The organism is Campylobacter sp. CNRCH_2013_0855, from assembly GCF_025773025.1.
In the GTDB taxonomy this organism is placed as follows: domain Bacteria; phylum Campylobacterota; class Campylobacteria; order Campylobacterales; family Campylobacteraceae; genus Campylobacter_D; species Campylobacter_D jejuni_C.
This window is the reverse complement of record NZ_JAKMTE010000002.1, coordinates 1-14,261: the sequence shown is the minus strand read 5'-3', so window position 1 is coordinate 14,261 and position 14,261 is coordinate 1. Positions and strand designations below refer to the sequence as shown.

General features: G+C 26.7%; 20 protein-coding genes and 2 pseudogenes. All 22 read left to right on the top strand.

The genetic code is table 11. The features are described from left to right. Positions 1 to 66 precede the first annotated feature (66 nt). A complete protein-coding gene (gene dnaE, locus L8X40_RS01410) occupies positions 67 to 3,660 on the top strand; it encodes a DNA polymerase III subunit alpha (RefSeq protein ID WP_263667152.1) in 3,594 nt (1,197 codons plus the stop codon). Further along, positions 3,661 to 3,855 (top strand): annotated as a pseudogene (locus tag L8X40_RS01405) (ferrochelatase); the annotation flags it as partial. A gap of 12 nt (positions 3,856 to 3,867) precedes the next feature. Beyond that, positions 3,868 to 4,293 carry a DUF805 domain-containing protein gene (locus L8X40_RS01400; RefSeq protein WP_087699953.1) on the top strand — a complete coding sequence of 142 codons (426 nt, stop codon included), beginning with the start codon at positions 3,868 to 3,870 and terminating at the stop codon, positions 4,291 to 4,293. 51 nt (positions 4,294 to 4,344) lie between these two features. Continuing rightward, positions 4,345 to 4,524 carry a WG repeat-containing protein gene (locus L8X40_RS08550; RefSeq protein WP_412175582.1) on the top strand — a complete coding sequence of 60 codons (180 nt, stop codon included), beginning with the start codon at positions 4,345 to 4,347 and terminating at the stop codon, positions 4,522 to 4,524. Between the two features lie 18 nt (positions 4,525 to 4,542). Continuing rightward, a complete protein-coding gene (locus tag L8X40_RS01395) occupies positions 4,543 to 4,845 on the top strand; it encodes a WG repeat-containing protein (protein WP_261529734.1) in 303 nt (100 codons plus the stop codon). 58 nt (positions 4,846 to 4,903) lie between these two features. Further along, complete coding sequence (locus L8X40_RS08545) at positions 4,904 to 5,029, top strand: WG repeat-containing protein (RefSeq protein WP_412175581.1); 126 nt, start codon at positions 4,904 to 4,906, stop codon at positions 5,027 to 5,029. Continuing rightward, entirely contained in the window at positions 4,971 to 5,936 is a 966-nt protein-coding gene (locus L8X40_RS01390) for a WG repeat-containing protein (RefSeq protein ID WP_263667151.1), read from the top strand. Before L8X40_RS08545 ends, L8X40_RS01390 begins: the two co-directional genes overlap by 59 nt. A gap of 54 nt (positions 5,937 to 5,990) precedes the next feature. Then, positions 5,991 to 6,200, top strand: a complete 210-nt coding sequence (locus L8X40_RS01385; protein WP_263667150.1) for a WG repeat-containing protein — start codon at positions 5,991 to 5,993, stop codon at positions 6,198 to 6,200. Next, positions 6,184 to 6,321: a hypothetical protein gene (locus L8X40_RS01380; protein ID WP_158211396.1), complete on the top strand. Its 138-nt coding sequence runs from the start codon at positions 6,184 to 6,186 to the stop codon at positions 6,319 to 6,321. Before L8X40_RS01385 ends, L8X40_RS01380 begins: the two co-directional genes overlap by 17 nt. 100 nt (positions 6,322 to 6,421) lie before the next feature. Beyond that, positions 6,422 to 6,493 (top strand): annotated as a pseudogene (locus L8X40_RS08540) (hypothetical protein); the annotation flags it as partial. Continuing rightward, positions 6,488 to 6,748 carry a WG repeat-containing protein gene (locus L8X40_RS01375; RefSeq protein WP_412175580.1) on the top strand — a complete coding sequence of 87 codons (261 nt, stop codon included), beginning with the start codon at positions 6,488 to 6,490 and terminating at the stop codon, positions 6,746 to 6,748. The pseudogene L8X40_RS08540 and the gene L8X40_RS01375, both read left to right, overlap by 6 nt. A 1,098-nt stretch (positions 6,749 to 7,846) precedes the next feature. After that, positions 7,847 to 8,182, top strand: coding sequence for a hypothetical protein (locus L8X40_RS01370; protein ID WP_263667149.1), 336 nt, complete (start codon positions 7,847 to 7,849; stop codon positions 8,180 to 8,182). 191 nt (positions 8,183 to 8,373) lie between these two features. Further along, positions 8,374 to 9,843 (top strand): DUF6402 family protein, encoded by a 1,470-nt coding sequence (locus L8X40_RS01365; protein WP_263667148.1) that lies wholly within the window; start codon positions 8,374 to 8,376, stop codon positions 9,841 to 9,843. After that, positions 9,844 to 10,353 carry a hypothetical protein gene (locus L8X40_RS01360; RefSeq protein WP_263667147.1) on the top strand — a complete coding sequence of 170 codons (510 nt, stop codon included), beginning with the start codon at positions 9,844 to 9,846 and terminating at the stop codon, positions 10,351 to 10,353. It begins immediately after the preceding gene. Between the two features lie 118 nt (positions 10,354 to 10,471). After that, positions 10,472 to 10,975 carry a hypothetical protein gene (locus L8X40_RS01355; protein ID WP_263667146.1) on the top strand — a complete coding sequence of 168 codons (504 nt, stop codon included), beginning with the start codon at positions 10,472 to 10,474 and terminating at the stop codon, positions 10,973 to 10,975. A gap of 118 nt (positions 10,976 to 11,093) precedes the next feature. Next, positions 11,094 to 11,597, top strand: a complete 504-nt coding sequence (locus L8X40_RS01350; protein ID WP_263667145.1) for a hypothetical protein — start codon at positions 11,094 to 11,096, stop codon at positions 11,595 to 11,597. Then, positions 11,584 to 11,715, top strand: a complete 132-nt coding sequence (locus L8X40_RS01345) for a hypothetical protein (RefSeq protein ID WP_261529730.1) — start codon at positions 11,584 to 11,586, stop codon at positions 11,713 to 11,715. Before L8X40_RS01350 ends, L8X40_RS01345 begins: the two co-directional genes overlap by 14 nt. Next, on the top strand, positions 11,716 to 12,207 hold the full coding sequence (locus tag L8X40_RS01340) for a hypothetical protein (RefSeq protein WP_214100848.1): 492 nt from the start codon (positions 11,716 to 11,718) through the stop codon (positions 12,205 to 12,207). A 127-nt stretch (positions 12,208 to 12,334) separates the two neighbouring features. Beyond that, on the top strand, positions 12,335 to 12,838 hold the full coding sequence (locus L8X40_RS01335) for a hypothetical protein (protein ID WP_263667144.1): 504 nt from the start codon (positions 12,335 to 12,337) through the stop codon (positions 12,836 to 12,838). Continuing rightward, the gene (locus tag L8X40_RS01330; RefSeq protein WP_263667143.1) at positions 12,816 to 12,956 is read left to right on the top strand and encodes a hypothetical protein; all 141 of its coding nucleotides are present in this window, start codon (positions 12,816 to 12,818) and stop codon (positions 12,954 to 12,956) included. The genes L8X40_RS01335 and L8X40_RS01330 overlap by 23 nt, the downstream gene beginning before the upstream one ends. Beyond that, entirely contained in the window at positions 12,957 to 13,454 is a 498-nt protein-coding gene (locus tag L8X40_RS01325; protein WP_263667142.1) for a hypothetical protein, read from the top strand. A 62-nt stretch (positions 13,455 to 13,516) separates the two neighbouring features. Beyond that, on the top strand, positions 13,517 to 14,261 hold a 745-nt coding region (locus L8X40_RS01320), incomplete at its 3' end, for a hypothetical protein (protein ID WP_263667141.1).

Here is a 14,261-nt window from a genome sequence, read left to right as displayed (position 1 = left end):
TTTTATGCTTGTAAGTTTTAAATTTAAGGTTTTTTTTTATAATAATAAAAAAATACAAGGGAAAATATGAGCCAATTTACACATTTACATTTACACACAGAATATTCTTTACTTGATGGAGCAAATAAACTCAAAGAACTTGCTAAAACGCTAAAAGCTCAAGGTGCAACAAGTGTTGCTATGACTGATCATGGAAATATGTTTGGGGCTATTGATTTTTATAAAACAATGAGAGCTGAGGGGATTAAACCTATCATAGGGCTTGAAGCATATTTGCATAATCACGATGATTTAAGTGATAAAAGCTCAAGACAACGCTTTCATATTTGTTTATTTGCTAAAAACGAAATTGGCTATAAAAATTTGATGTATTTAAGCTCGCAAAGCTATATACATGGTTTGTATTATTACCCAAGGATTAATAAAAAGCTATTAGAAGTACATAGCGAGGGTTTGATTTGCTCGTCTGCGTGTTTGCAAGGTGAGGTTAATTGGCATTTAAATACCAAAAATGAAAGAAATTTAAAATTTGGCGCAAAAGGTTATGAAGGAGCAAAAGAAGCAGCTTTATGGTATAAAAAAGTTTTTGGAGATGATTTTTACCTTGAGATTATGCGTCATGGAATTGATGATCAAAAATTTATTGATGAGTCTATTATAAAGCTTTCTAAAGAACTTGATATAAAAATCATAGCTACTAATGATACGCATTATACTTTTAAAGAAAGAGCAGCTGCGCATGAAGTGTTTATGTGTATAGCTATGGGTGTTAAGCTTGATGATCCAGGGCGTTTAAGACATGAAGTGCATGAGTTTTATGTAAAAACACCAGAGCAAATGAGTGAACTTTTTGCTGATATTCCTGAAGCCATTGAAAACACTCAAGAAATAGCTAATAAATGCAATCTAGAATTAAAACTAGGCGATCCTACCCCACCAAATTTTAAATTTACCCGTGAATACGCAAAAAAATATGGCTTAAGTTTAAGTCAAGAAGATCAAGAATTTAGCTTTGATAATGATGATATAGTTTTTGAGTATCTTTGTAAAAAGGGTTTGGAAGAAAGACTTCAATTTATCGATGAGAGCAAACATCAAGAGTATAAAGATAGGCTTGATTTGGAAATTAGTATTATTAAAAATATGAAATTTTCAGGTTATATGCTAATCGTTCATGATTTTATCGCCGCAGCCAAGGAAAAAGATATACCAGTTGGCCCAGGGCGTGGGAGTGCTGCGGGGAGTTTGGTTTCGTATTGTTTGAAAATTACAGATTTAGATCCTATACCTTATAATCTTCTTTTTGAGAGATTTTTAAATCCTGAGCGTGTATCAATGCCCGATATTGACGTGGATTTTTGTCAAGATAGAAGAGGGGAAGTGATTGATTATGTTATTGATAAATACGGAGCTGAAAAGGTTGCGCAAGTTATTACCTTTGGTAAGCTTTTAGCAAAGGGAGTAATCCGTGATGTAGCTAGGGTTTGTGATATGAGCATACCTGATGCAGATGCTTTGGCGAAATTAGTTCCTGAAGAGCTAAAAATCACTTTAGAAAAAGCTTATGAGCAAGAACCAAAAATCGCTGAATTTGTAAATTCTCATCCAAAAGGACGTCAAGTTTGGGACTTTGCCAAGGCATTAGAGGGTTTAAATAGAAATGCAGGTATGCACGCAGCCGGAGTTGTGATATCTAATGAAGCTTTGTGGAATAAAGCTCCACTTTTTAGACAAAGCAAAAATGATGAGCGTCATTTGGTAACGCAGTATTCTAAAGAATATCTTGAAGATGTGGATTTAATCAAATTTGACTTTTTGGGTTTAAAAACTCTTACAGTAATTGATAATGCGATTAAGCTGGTTAAAAAACGCTATGGTAAAGATGTAATTTGGGAAAAGATTGATATGAACGATCCTAGGGTTTATAAAACCATACAAAGTGGTAATACTTTAGGAATTTTCCAAATAGAATCAGGTGGTATGCAAAGTTTGAATGCTAGGTTAAAGCCTGAAAGATTTGAAGATTTAATCGCGGTTTTAGCTTTATATAGACCAGGACCACTTGATAGTGGGATGGTGGATGATTTTATCGATATTAAGCATGGTAGAAAGGCTGCTACTTATGCATTTGAAGATTTAAAACCTATACTTGAAAACACTTATGGGGTTATAGTTTATCAAGAGCAGGTTATGCAAATAGTGCAAAAAATCGGTGGTTTTTCTTTGGGTGGTGCTGATAATGTGCGCCGTGCTATGGGTAAGAAAAAAAGAGAAATTTTGGATAATCTTAAAGCAGAGTATTTAGAAGGAGCTAAAAAGCAAGGTTATGATGAGAAAAAGGCTGATGATTTGTTTGAACTTATTTTGAAATTTGCCGAGTATGGTTTTAATAAATCTCACTCGGCTGCCTATGCGCTTATAACCTTTCAAACAGCGTATTTAAAGACTTATTATCCTAGTGAGTTTATGGCTGCACTTTTAACAAGTGAAGAAAGTAATGTAGACAAGGTTGCAAAATACATTGAAGAGATGAAAAGAATGAATATTAAGCTTTTGCCGCCAAATATCAATAAAGCCCAAAGAGAATTTAGTGCAACTAAGCTTGAAGATGGTTCTGAAGCTATTATTTATGGGCTTGGAGCGATTAAAAGCGTGGGAATTCCTGCGATAGAAAATATCATGGCAATTCGTAAGGAAGAAGGTTTTAGTGATTTTGATGATTTTATAAGCTCGATTGATCCAACTAAGATTAATAAAAAAACTATAGAAAATTTAGCTAAATCAGGTGCTTTTGATGAGTTTGGCTATACTAGAAAATGCTTGGTGGATAATCTTGAGCTTATTTCAGAAACAAGTAGAAAAATCGCTGAAGTTAAAAGAAACTCTACTGCTTCGCTTTTTGGAGAAGAAGAAATAGCTGCAGATATCAAAGTAGGACTTCATGATAGTAAAATAGAATTTGAACTAATGGAAAAACTAGGCTATGAAAAAGAAATCTTAGGAATTTATGTATCAGGTCATCCTTTAGATAAATTTGCAAGTCAAATAGAAGGTATAGAGTATTTTAAAAGCATGGACTTTGAAACACTCAAAGGAGAGGGTGAGCTTTTGGTTGTAGGAAAGATTGAAGATTTTAAATCGATGATGAGTAAAAGTGGTAAAAGATATGCTAAGGCTGTGGTTTTAGACTTTTATTCTACTTTTGATATGATTATCTTTGAAGCTCAAGTAGAGAAAGTTGAAGCGCTTTTTAAAGAAAGCAAGGATGAAGCCTTTGCCTTTTTGCTAAGATATAAAAACAACGACAATGACTTAAGTTTTAGTTTAAATGAAATTTATACCCTAGAAGAAGCAAGGGAAAATGAGCTAAAATCTTTTAGTAAGAAAAAAAGCTTTGTAAAAAAAGAAAACAAAGAAGAATTTACCCAAGATCCTATGAAATTTGAAGAAAATATCATAGAACTTGATATTAACAAGCTTAGTAAAGATATGGTGTATGAAATTTATGATCTAGCTAATACAAGACATAATCCAAAAGATGCTAATAACAAAAAACTTGTGCTAAAAGTACTTGATATGGGTAGTTGCTTGCTTTATCACACAAATTTTGTTCTCTCACAAGAAGCTATGGATGTGATAGCTCAAAAATGTAAAGGTTGACTTGAGTCAAATACAAATGATATTTTAGCAAATTTAAATAATAAAGCTTTGATTTATCCTATATTTTTTGTATAGAATGATTTTTAAGTTAAACATAGAATTAAATATTTTTGGTAAAATTATGATTTAATTGTATGTCCTAATGATAGTGATGAATTTGTTCAGTTTGTTTTGAATTATTTATTAAATTTATAAAAGGATTTTAAAATGTTTGAACTTTATTTGAATTTTTGGAAACAAGCTACTGACTTTAAGACGCGAACTAATAGGGGTGATTATTGGGCTGCGATGCTCATGCAAACCCTCGTTAGTCTTTGTGTGGCTTTGGCGTTTTTTTGGTGGTTGCCAATCATTGATCATATTTTTTCGCTCGCAAGTTTGTTGCCTATGTTTGCCATAGGTGCAAGAAGATTGCATGATATAGGATTTAGTGGATGGTGGCAGCTTTTATACATTTTGATTATTCCTATAATCGTGTTTGTGATTTTATATTGTTTCAAATCAAATGAATTTACTAATAAATATGGAGAGCGCACACCAGAAACTAGAAATTTTATCCTATACTTTAGTATTAATTTAATCATTGGAATTTTGCTTTTCTTAATTAGTGTTGCCTACGAAGGAATAAAATGAAAAAAATCAAATTCTAGCTGCTCTTTTTTATCATTTTTAAATGCGTGTGGAATCTATGTTTTAAATAAAAATTATAGTGCTAAAACTCCTATTTTTTATGAAGAGGATGGATGGAAAGTATTTATTGATAACAGTCATTTTGGTTTTAAAGATCAAAATGGCGTAATTAAAATTGAGCCACAATTTGATTTAGCTCTAGATTTTAAAAATGGAGTCGCAAGGGTTGTATAAGATGGAAAATATGGTCTTATTAATAAAGATGGAAATTTTATTATAAAACCACAATTTGATGATATAAGCTATTTTAGTGATAGTGTTTTCTTGGTTAAAAAAGATGAAAAATTCGGTTTGATTGCTTTAGATGGAAAAACGATTTTAGAGCCCAAATTTACACTTTGCGATAAGTGGCATAGTGTAAAAGCAGATTATGTAATTTCAACAAACAAAGAAAAACTTAAATGGATTGTTATTGATGGTAAAAGTGGTTTTATTGATGAAAATGGCAAAATGGTAGTTGAACCTAAATTTGATTTTGTAGTTCGTTTTTTTTGATGGTCATGCTGCTGTTAATCTAAAAGATAAATGGGGTTTTGTTGATGAAAAAGGCAAAATATTTGTAGAGCCTAAATTTAATTTTGTATCCGATTTTACAAATGGATTTGCCGAGGTGAGATTAAATGGCAAATTTGGACTTATTAATACAAAAGGGGGATTTTTTTATAGAACCCGAATTTGATAAAATAGAACAACTTGAAAATATCATTCTTATTAGTAAAAATGAAAAATATGGCATTGTAAGTTTTAGTGGTAAGATTTTAGAGCCACAATTTGATAGTATACAAAAAAGTTATAATCAAAAGATATTTATGGTGGAAAAAGATTCAAAAATAGGCTTAGTTGATAAAGAAACGCAAATAATTATAGAACCTAAATTTGACACGGTATCTTATAAAAAAAATGATATTTTACAGGTAACAATTGGAGAAAAACAAGGATTGTTTGATATAAAAAGCAAACAGTTTATATTAAAACCGAAATTTGATGATATATATAATTTTAACGACAATCTTTTGCAAGTATTTTTACAAGGCAAACAAGGCATATTTGATATAAAAAATCATCGTTTTATTTTAGATCCAAAATTTGACAAAATCGATGGTTGTGATAATAATACTCAAAGAATCAGCTTAAATGGAAAATATGGAGTTATCAATGAAAATGCACAACTTATCGTACCTATAAAATTTGATTATATATCACCTTGTTTTTCAAATAATCTTGGTTTTGCTAGTGATAAAAATAAAGTAGGTTATATTAATAAAAAAGGAGAGTTTGTTATCCCGGCTAAATTTGAGACAGTCACTCCTTTTAAGTATGGTTTTGCGCAAGTCAAACTTGATAAAAATAAAAAATTTGGACTTATTAATACAAAGGGTGATTTAGTTTTACCTTTTGATTTTGATAGTATTTTTTATATCGAACCACTTGCGACTTCTGATTCTAAACTTGGAAAAATAAAAGAGGCGAATAAAGATGTATCTACAGATAAAGGACAAAAGTTTTTTGTAGTGGAAAAAAATGTAAATTTGGAATTATGGATAATTATAGAAAATGGATTATTAAGCCTCAAAACTATTTCATAAAATTTTAATAAAGATATAGGATTCATCATCTCCAATGGCTTATATTATGGCATTATGGATATGCAAGGTAAACTTATTATCAAGCCACAATATGATGCAATTTATAAATTTTCTAACAAGCTTTATAAAATTAGCATAAAAGATAAAATAGGTATTATTAATGAAAAAGGTAAAACTATTTTAGAACCAAAATTTGATTATATAAATACCGATGATTATCCTTTTAAATTTAAACAAGGCACTCGATATGGTTTTTTTGGATGAAAAAGCTAATGTTTTATTTGAAATCAATTTTGCTTATGAAAATTATTTTAATAATATTTTGACATTAGCAGATAAATACTGGCTCGTTGAAAAAGAGGGTAAATATCAAATTTTAATATGAAAGATAACAAAGTTGCTTCCAATTTATCTTTTGATTTTATACAAGAATATAAGAATTTTATTATTGCCTCTATAAACAACAAAATAGGTATTATGATAAGGATTTAAATTGGCTTATTTTACCTAAATTTGAAGAATTTAAAGAGTTTGGTAAAAACTATTATAAAATAGTTCTCGATAATAAAATAGGACTTTTAGATAATAATTTGCGTACTATTTTAGAGCCAAAATTTGATTATATTGATGAAAAATTTAATAATGGTTTTGTAAAAATTAGATTTAATGATAAATATGGATTTATTAGCGAAAAAGGTGAAATTATCGAACCACAATTTGACAAAATTTGGAATTTTGAAAACAATATAGCTAAAGTGTTGATAAATCAAGAAATAAAATTTATCAATACTAAGGGCGAATTTGTAGAATAACCATAAGATGTAAAATGAAGAATTTTAAATTTTTTATTATACTTTTTAGTATTATTTTTGAATTTGCAAAAAATGCAAGTTAATTAAGTAAAAAAATACAAAAGTGATAATTTTAATGGCGTATAAGTTCAAGTGTATTTTGTGCTTTCTTGACTAATAAAAACTACTATCTCTTATTTAACCAAGGAATATTGATTGATAAAACTAACTAAGGAGTATTTGTGTAAATAAATTCTATTTAGAGATATAGAAGGATTTCCTAAATTAAGAGGATATGGTTATATTTTGAAATGAAACATAAATCAGTAGAGTAAAAAAATTATATTTTTTATAAACATCATGATTTAAAAATTACTTTAGAATTAAAAAACTTAGAAATATTTACCCAAATTTAGATAAAGATTACTATATAAAGAATTGTCTCTAAAGCAAAATGAGAATGGTACCTATAAGAATAATTATATTGGTAAAATAAAAGCTATAAGAAAATAGAGTTTTAAATTATAAAACTCCATTGTATTATGTCTTATAAAAAAATAGTAATTTTGGATGTATACAAGTTATAAAATGAGTTTAATACTTGTTTTTATTGTTGGTTTTTTTGTAAATTATATATTTAATTATAGTTTTGTAAAATAATGATTTTTGTGAAATATTTTGTAATAATTTATAAATATGGATGTTTTTTATACCTTTTCAAAATTTGTCAAATAAAAACCTTAATAAGTTAGATCAAATAGATGTAATATTAAACTTAGAATAAAGCAAAGATGTAAAATCACAATAGGATTAATAACACATGAAACTTCATCTTTATTTTAACAATAAAAAAATCAAATAATTTAAAAAACAATTCTTTAGAAAGATAAAACAATCTTTGTTTTATCTTTTTCTTGTTATCTTAACTTTTTATAATATCACTTATTTAACTCTTTTAACTTTTTTTCCTTTCCTTTTCTTTGGATGGACTAGCTTATTTATACTTTCTACTATATGGGTGTATTTATTTTTAAAGCTTGTTTTTTATCTTGTTTTTAAACTTTTTAATATTGATAAAAAATTAAAAAGTTTTATTTATTTTTACCTTATCCATTATTTATGCTTCTTTGGTTTGGATGCTCTTTTGTGCCTCTTGAATGGCAAAGTAGTTTTAAAGAATTTGAGAGTTTGTGTGGGAACTTAAAAAATAGAGAAGTGATTTATAATCAAGAGATTTATGATAGAGTTAAAGGTAAAAACAATGTTGTAAGAGTAAAATTTGTTGAGAGCAATATAGGGTTAAGGATACAAAAAGTAGAATATCAATATTATGAAACTGCAACAAATATTTTATATAAAAGTTATTATACATATGGTTGGCTAGATACAGGTATATTTACTAAATATGGAAGAACATTAGGTTGTGATGGCATTGATGAATATAAGAAAAAATAAAAGAAAGAGGTTGATAATGCATGAAAAACAAACCAAATATATGAAACTTTATAAATATACTAGAGTGTATTAAATTAATTTACTGATTAAATAAAAATTATTATTAATAAAGTTTTAAAATAATAAGGCAATAAATAAAATAAAAAATGAAAAACTTTTTTGATAAAATCTTATTTTAACAGGTTGTATTAATGAATAAATTTTTAAAAAACCAAACTTATGTTGATGATATAAATTTTAGCACTTTACAATATGATGAAACAGTTTTACCTACAGAATTAGAGTGTTGTTATAATGAATTTAAATACTATCAAAAAAGCAATAATGAAATAGCAACACTAGGTTGGGCTGTTAGTTATCAGCTTCAAGTATTGTGGCAAAATAGCCCTAAGATAGATACAATACAAAATTATCATCTTTCTATAAAACAAAATAAACCTAATAATCCCCAAGCAGAACAAAGACTAAAAGAAATACAAATTTTCTTACAAAGTAAAGGTATAGAACCCCTTATTTTACACTACACTCCTTATCCAAACAACACACAAACTCAAAAGATGAAAAAACTAAGGCAAAATTCAGAGCGTTTTTCACGCCATGTAGATAATAAAACAAATGAAGTAAGAGAAGAAAAGCGTTCTATTAAATTTTACACTACGCTAGATTGGGATAAGTTTTATTCTCATTTTCCTATAATAAAAAGACTAAGTAAAAAATTTCATACAAAAGAAGACATATACACTCAAAATTTTACAAAGCAAATAGAAATAATCTTACAAAAAACTCATAATATTTTGACATTAAAAAAATTACCTCAAGGAGAATATAAATTTGATTTTGCTATCGATATAAAAGAAAATCGAAGCGATAAAAATGAAGAATCTTATATCATCATTAAAGAAAATGATGAAATTTCAAAAGATTATAAACGCATTTTAGACTGTAAGCCCTATGAGCTTGATACTTTAAATTGTCAATATATAGGTATGGGTGATGATGAGTTTTTCAGACAAATTTGGCAAAATTTAGGTATAAATATTGCAGAGAAATTTAAGGTAGATTTTTCTTATGCTAGACTTGATAAATTTATTTTTGCGACATCGCCATTTGGACTTACTTATAATACATATGAGACTTTAGAGCAAACTTATGATGAACTCATGCAAGATCTATCTCTTTATGCTTGTAGTGGTAAATTTTCTTTTAATTTTGTTCCTTCGAAATTAAGCATTAAAAAAGAAATTCGAGGAAATAGAGAAAAGGTATCATACCGCGTTGATGAAATGCTTGTTTATGTTTATGATAGCTTTGATTTTTTAGATCAAGGACATGAATTTGATGATGATGGAAATTTTATCAAGCTAGGACAACCTGTTGGGGCTTGGGATTTTAATGAAAAGATTTTTAGTATTTGGGGTTCTACAAGACAGATGCAAACTTATAAACCAAAGAAATATTTATTTTTTATACCACAAATAACCTTTGCTGATGTCCTACAATCCCCAAAAACTAAACAATACTATCTTTACAATCAAGATTATCAAGATTATCAAAAATTTACTCCTTATGGTTTGGATTTTAAACTTTATAGTAAAGATTTTATCACTAAACTTGATTTTAAAGATAAAGCTTATAATGTGCTTTATAATACAGGAGTTTAAATGGGAGAAGATATTACACTTTCTATTTTTTGGGGTTTGGTAGGATTTATTTTTAGACTTGTTACTATTGATGCAATACTTTATATTACAGCCTTAAGCGTTCTTATTGCCTTTTCTATTATAAATTATTGGATGAGAATTAATATAAAAGAATTTGTAAAGTCTTATTTTTTAATATCTTTCACTATCTTTTTTATGGCTATTGTTATCGTATTTTATCTTACTTATGATCTTGAAACTTCTAGAGGATATGTAATGCTTGGTCCTCCAGAAGTTGAAGAATTATCACCGCAAGAATATATAGTATATAAGTGTTTTAAATTTTTAATCTTTATAAATTTTATTTTTTTTACAATCACATTTTTTATACTTCCTTGTTTATTACAAGCTTATTTATTTAAATGTTATAGCATAAAAGAAAAACGCAAAAAATTAAGTTGGTTTATGGGATTTGTGTGTAATATTATTATATTAATTGCAAGTGTGTATTTGATGTATATATTTATTTAAAGACTATCAAAAATTCACTCCTTATGGTTTGGATTTTAAACTTTATAGTAAAGATTTTATCACTAAACTTGATTTTAAAGATAAAGCTTATAATGTGCTTTATAATATAGGAGTTTAAATGGGAGAAGATATTATACTTTCTACTTTTTTAGGTTTGATAGGATTTATTTTTGCTTTTACTAATATAAAATTTTATCTTACAACTTTAAGTGTTCTTATTGTCTTTTCTATTTTAAATTATTGGATTAAAATTAATATAAAAGAATTTTTAAAGTCTTATTTTTTAATATCTTTCACTATCTTTTTTATGGCTATTGTTATCGTATTTTATCTTACTTATGATCTTGAAACTTCTAAGGATCTTGCATTACTTAGCTCTCTAGAAGCTAAAGAATTGTCACCACAAGAATATAAAGCGTATAATTATTTTGGATTTTTGACTTGTATGGCTATGTTTTTTTTAGTAATCACATTTATTATACTTCCTTGTTTATTACAAGCTTATTTATTTAAATGTTATAGCATAAAAGAAAAACGCAAAAAATTAAGTTGGTTTATGGGATTTGTGTGTAATATTATTATATTAATTGCAAGTGTGTATTTGATGTATATATTTATTTAAAGACTATCAAAAATTCACTCCTTATGGTTTGGATTTTAAACTTTATAGTAAAGATTTTATCACTAAACTTGATTTTAAAGATAAAGCTTATAATGTGCTTTATAATACAGGAGTTTAAATGGGAGATAGTATTGCACTTTCTATTGGCTGGGGTTTGATTTTGTTTATTGCTAGTTTTACTACTGTAAGAATTTATCTTATAACTTTAAGTATTCTTATTGTCTTTTCTATTTTAAATTATTGGATTAAGATTAATATAAAAGAATTTGTAAAATCTTATTTTTTGATATCTTTTATTATCTTTTTTATGGCTATTGTTATCATATTTTATCTTACTTATGATCTTGAAACTTCTAGATCGCTTGTATTGCTTGGTCCTCCAGAAGTTGAAAAATTATCACTACAAGAGTATAAAGCGTATAATTATTTTGGATTTTTAAGTGGTATCACCATTATCTTTTTAGCGATCACTTTTTTTATACTTCCTTGTTTATTACAAGCTTATTTATTTAAATGTTATAGCATAAAAGAAAAAAGCAAAAAATTAAGTTGGTTTATAGGATTTGTGTGTAATGTTCCTATATTGATCTCAAGTGTTTATGTGATATATGAAAATTTTTAAAGACTATCAAAAATTTACTCCTTATGGTTTGGACTTTAAACTTTATAGTAAAGATTTTATCACTAAACTTGATTTTAAAGATAAAGCTTATAATGTGCTTTATAATATAGGAGTTTAAATGGGAGAAGATATTATACTTTCTATTTTTTGGGGTTTGATAGGATTTATTCTTGCTTGCAGTGTTATAGAATTTTATCTTATAGCTCTAAGCGTTCTTATTGTCTTTTCTATTTTAAATTATTGGATTAAGATTAATATAAAAGAATTTGTAAAATCTTATTTTTTGATATCTTTTATTATCTTTTTTATGGCTATTGTTATCGTATTTTATCTTACTTATGATCTTGAAACTTCTAGATCGCTTGTATTGCTTGGTCCTCCAGAAGTTGAAGAATTATCACCACAAGAATATAAAGCACATAATTATTTTGATTTTTTAGGTGGTATAACTTTTATTTTTTTAGTAATCACATTTTTTATACTTCCTTGTTTATTACAAGCTTATTTATTTAAATGTTATAGCATAAAAGAAAAACGCAAAAAATTAAGTTGGTTTATAGGGTTTGTGTGTAATCCTATATTAATGGCGGGTGTGTATGTGATGTATTAACATCTTTAAAGACTATCAAAAATTCACTCCTTATGGTTTGGATTTTAGACTTTATAGTAAGGATTTTATTGCTAAACTTGATTTTAAAGATAAAGCTTATATTGTGCTTTATAATACAGGAGTTTAAATGGGAGGAGATATTACACTTTCTATTTTTTGGGGTTTATTTGGATTTATTCTTGCTTTTACTAATATAAAATTTTATCTTACGACTTTAAGTGTTCTTATTGTCTTTTCTGTTTTAAATTATTGGATTAAGATTAATATAAAAGAATTTGTAAAATCTTATTTTTTAATATCTTTCATTATCTTTTTTATGGCTATTGTTATCATATTTTATCTTAGCTATGATCTTGAATTTTATAAATCGCTTGTATTGCTTGATCCTCCAGAAGTTGAAAAATTATCACCGCAAGAATATAGAGTGCGTAATTATTTTAAATTTTTAACCTTTGCAACTATGTTTTTTTTAGTAATCACATTTATCATATTTCCTAGTTTATTACAAGCTTATTTATTTAAATGTTATAGCATAAAAGAAAAACGTAAAAAATTAAGTTGGCTTATAGGGTTTGTGTGTAATATCTTTTTATTAATGGCGAGTGTGTATGTGGTATATGAAAATCTTTAAAGACTATCAAGAATTCACTCCTTATGGTTTGGATTTTAAACTTTATAGTAAAGATTTTATTGCTAAACTTGATTTTAAAGATAAAGCTTATATTGTGCTTTATAATACAGGAGTTTAAATGGGAGATAGTATTACGTTTTCTATTTTTGTAGGTTCGTTGCTATCCATTGTTATTATCATAAAATTTTATCTTACAGCTTTAGTTGTGTTTATTGCCTTTTCTATTATAAATTATTGGATTAAGATTAATATAAAAGAATTTGTAAAATCTTATTTTTTGATATCTTTTATTATCTTTTTTATGGCTATTGTTATCATATTTTATCTTACTTATGATCTTGAAACTTCTAGATCGCTTGTATTGCTTGGTCCTCCAGAAGTTGAAGAATTATCACCACAAGAATATAAAGCACATAATTATTTTGGATTTTTGACTTGTATGGCTATGTTTTTTTTAGTAATCACATTTATTATACTTCCTTGTTTATTACAAGCTTATTTATTTAAATGTTATAGCATAAAAGAAAAACGCAAAAAATTAAGTTGGCTTATAGGGTTTGTGTGCAATATCTTTTTATTAATGGCGAGTGTGTATGTGGTATATGAAAATCTTTAAAGACTATCAAAAATTTAATATATTTGATATAATATTTATTTATCTTAAATATTTAGAAAAAAATGGATAGAGAATTATTTATAACAAGGCTTGCTTTTATAAACAATGATGAAATAGACACAATAGATAAAAATTCATCCATAGCATATTTAAAAGCCTTATATCAATGTGAAAATTCCATAGCTATAAATTATAATCAAGAAGATCTTTTCACCCAAGCTACCGCTATAAACAATCTAGGCTATAATTCTACTTTCACAAAGATCTTCATCCTAGATAAAGAAAACCTTAATAATACCTATCTTGATGCTAGAAAAAGGCTTTATAAATCTATCAATACTTTAAAAGAAAAAAGAAATGAAAAAATAAAAGATATCCAAGCCTATTTAGATAAAGAAATTTCCTTACAAGATAATCTAAATAACCAAAGCTTTAATACTAAGGAAAATGATGTTAATTTAATTTTAAACGAAGTATTTAACATAGAGCAATTTTATGATAAAAATACCAATACCATAGTATTAAAGACAAATAATATAAAAATCATATTCTTAGATAAAGTAAATTTACAAGATTTGCAAGATAATTCTAACAATACTTCTTTCATCTCTATGTCAAATTTAATCCATATTTATGATAATCATTGTGATATTTTTGCAAAAGATAGAAGTGTTTTGGATATAAAGGACATAGAAGAAAAATATCAAATAGATTTTAAAAGTTTAGATACAAAAATCTTCCTAAACTCTACCCTCCTTACAGGCTCAAGTGAACTTCCTAATAATCCTTTTTACTTTGGAGAATTAG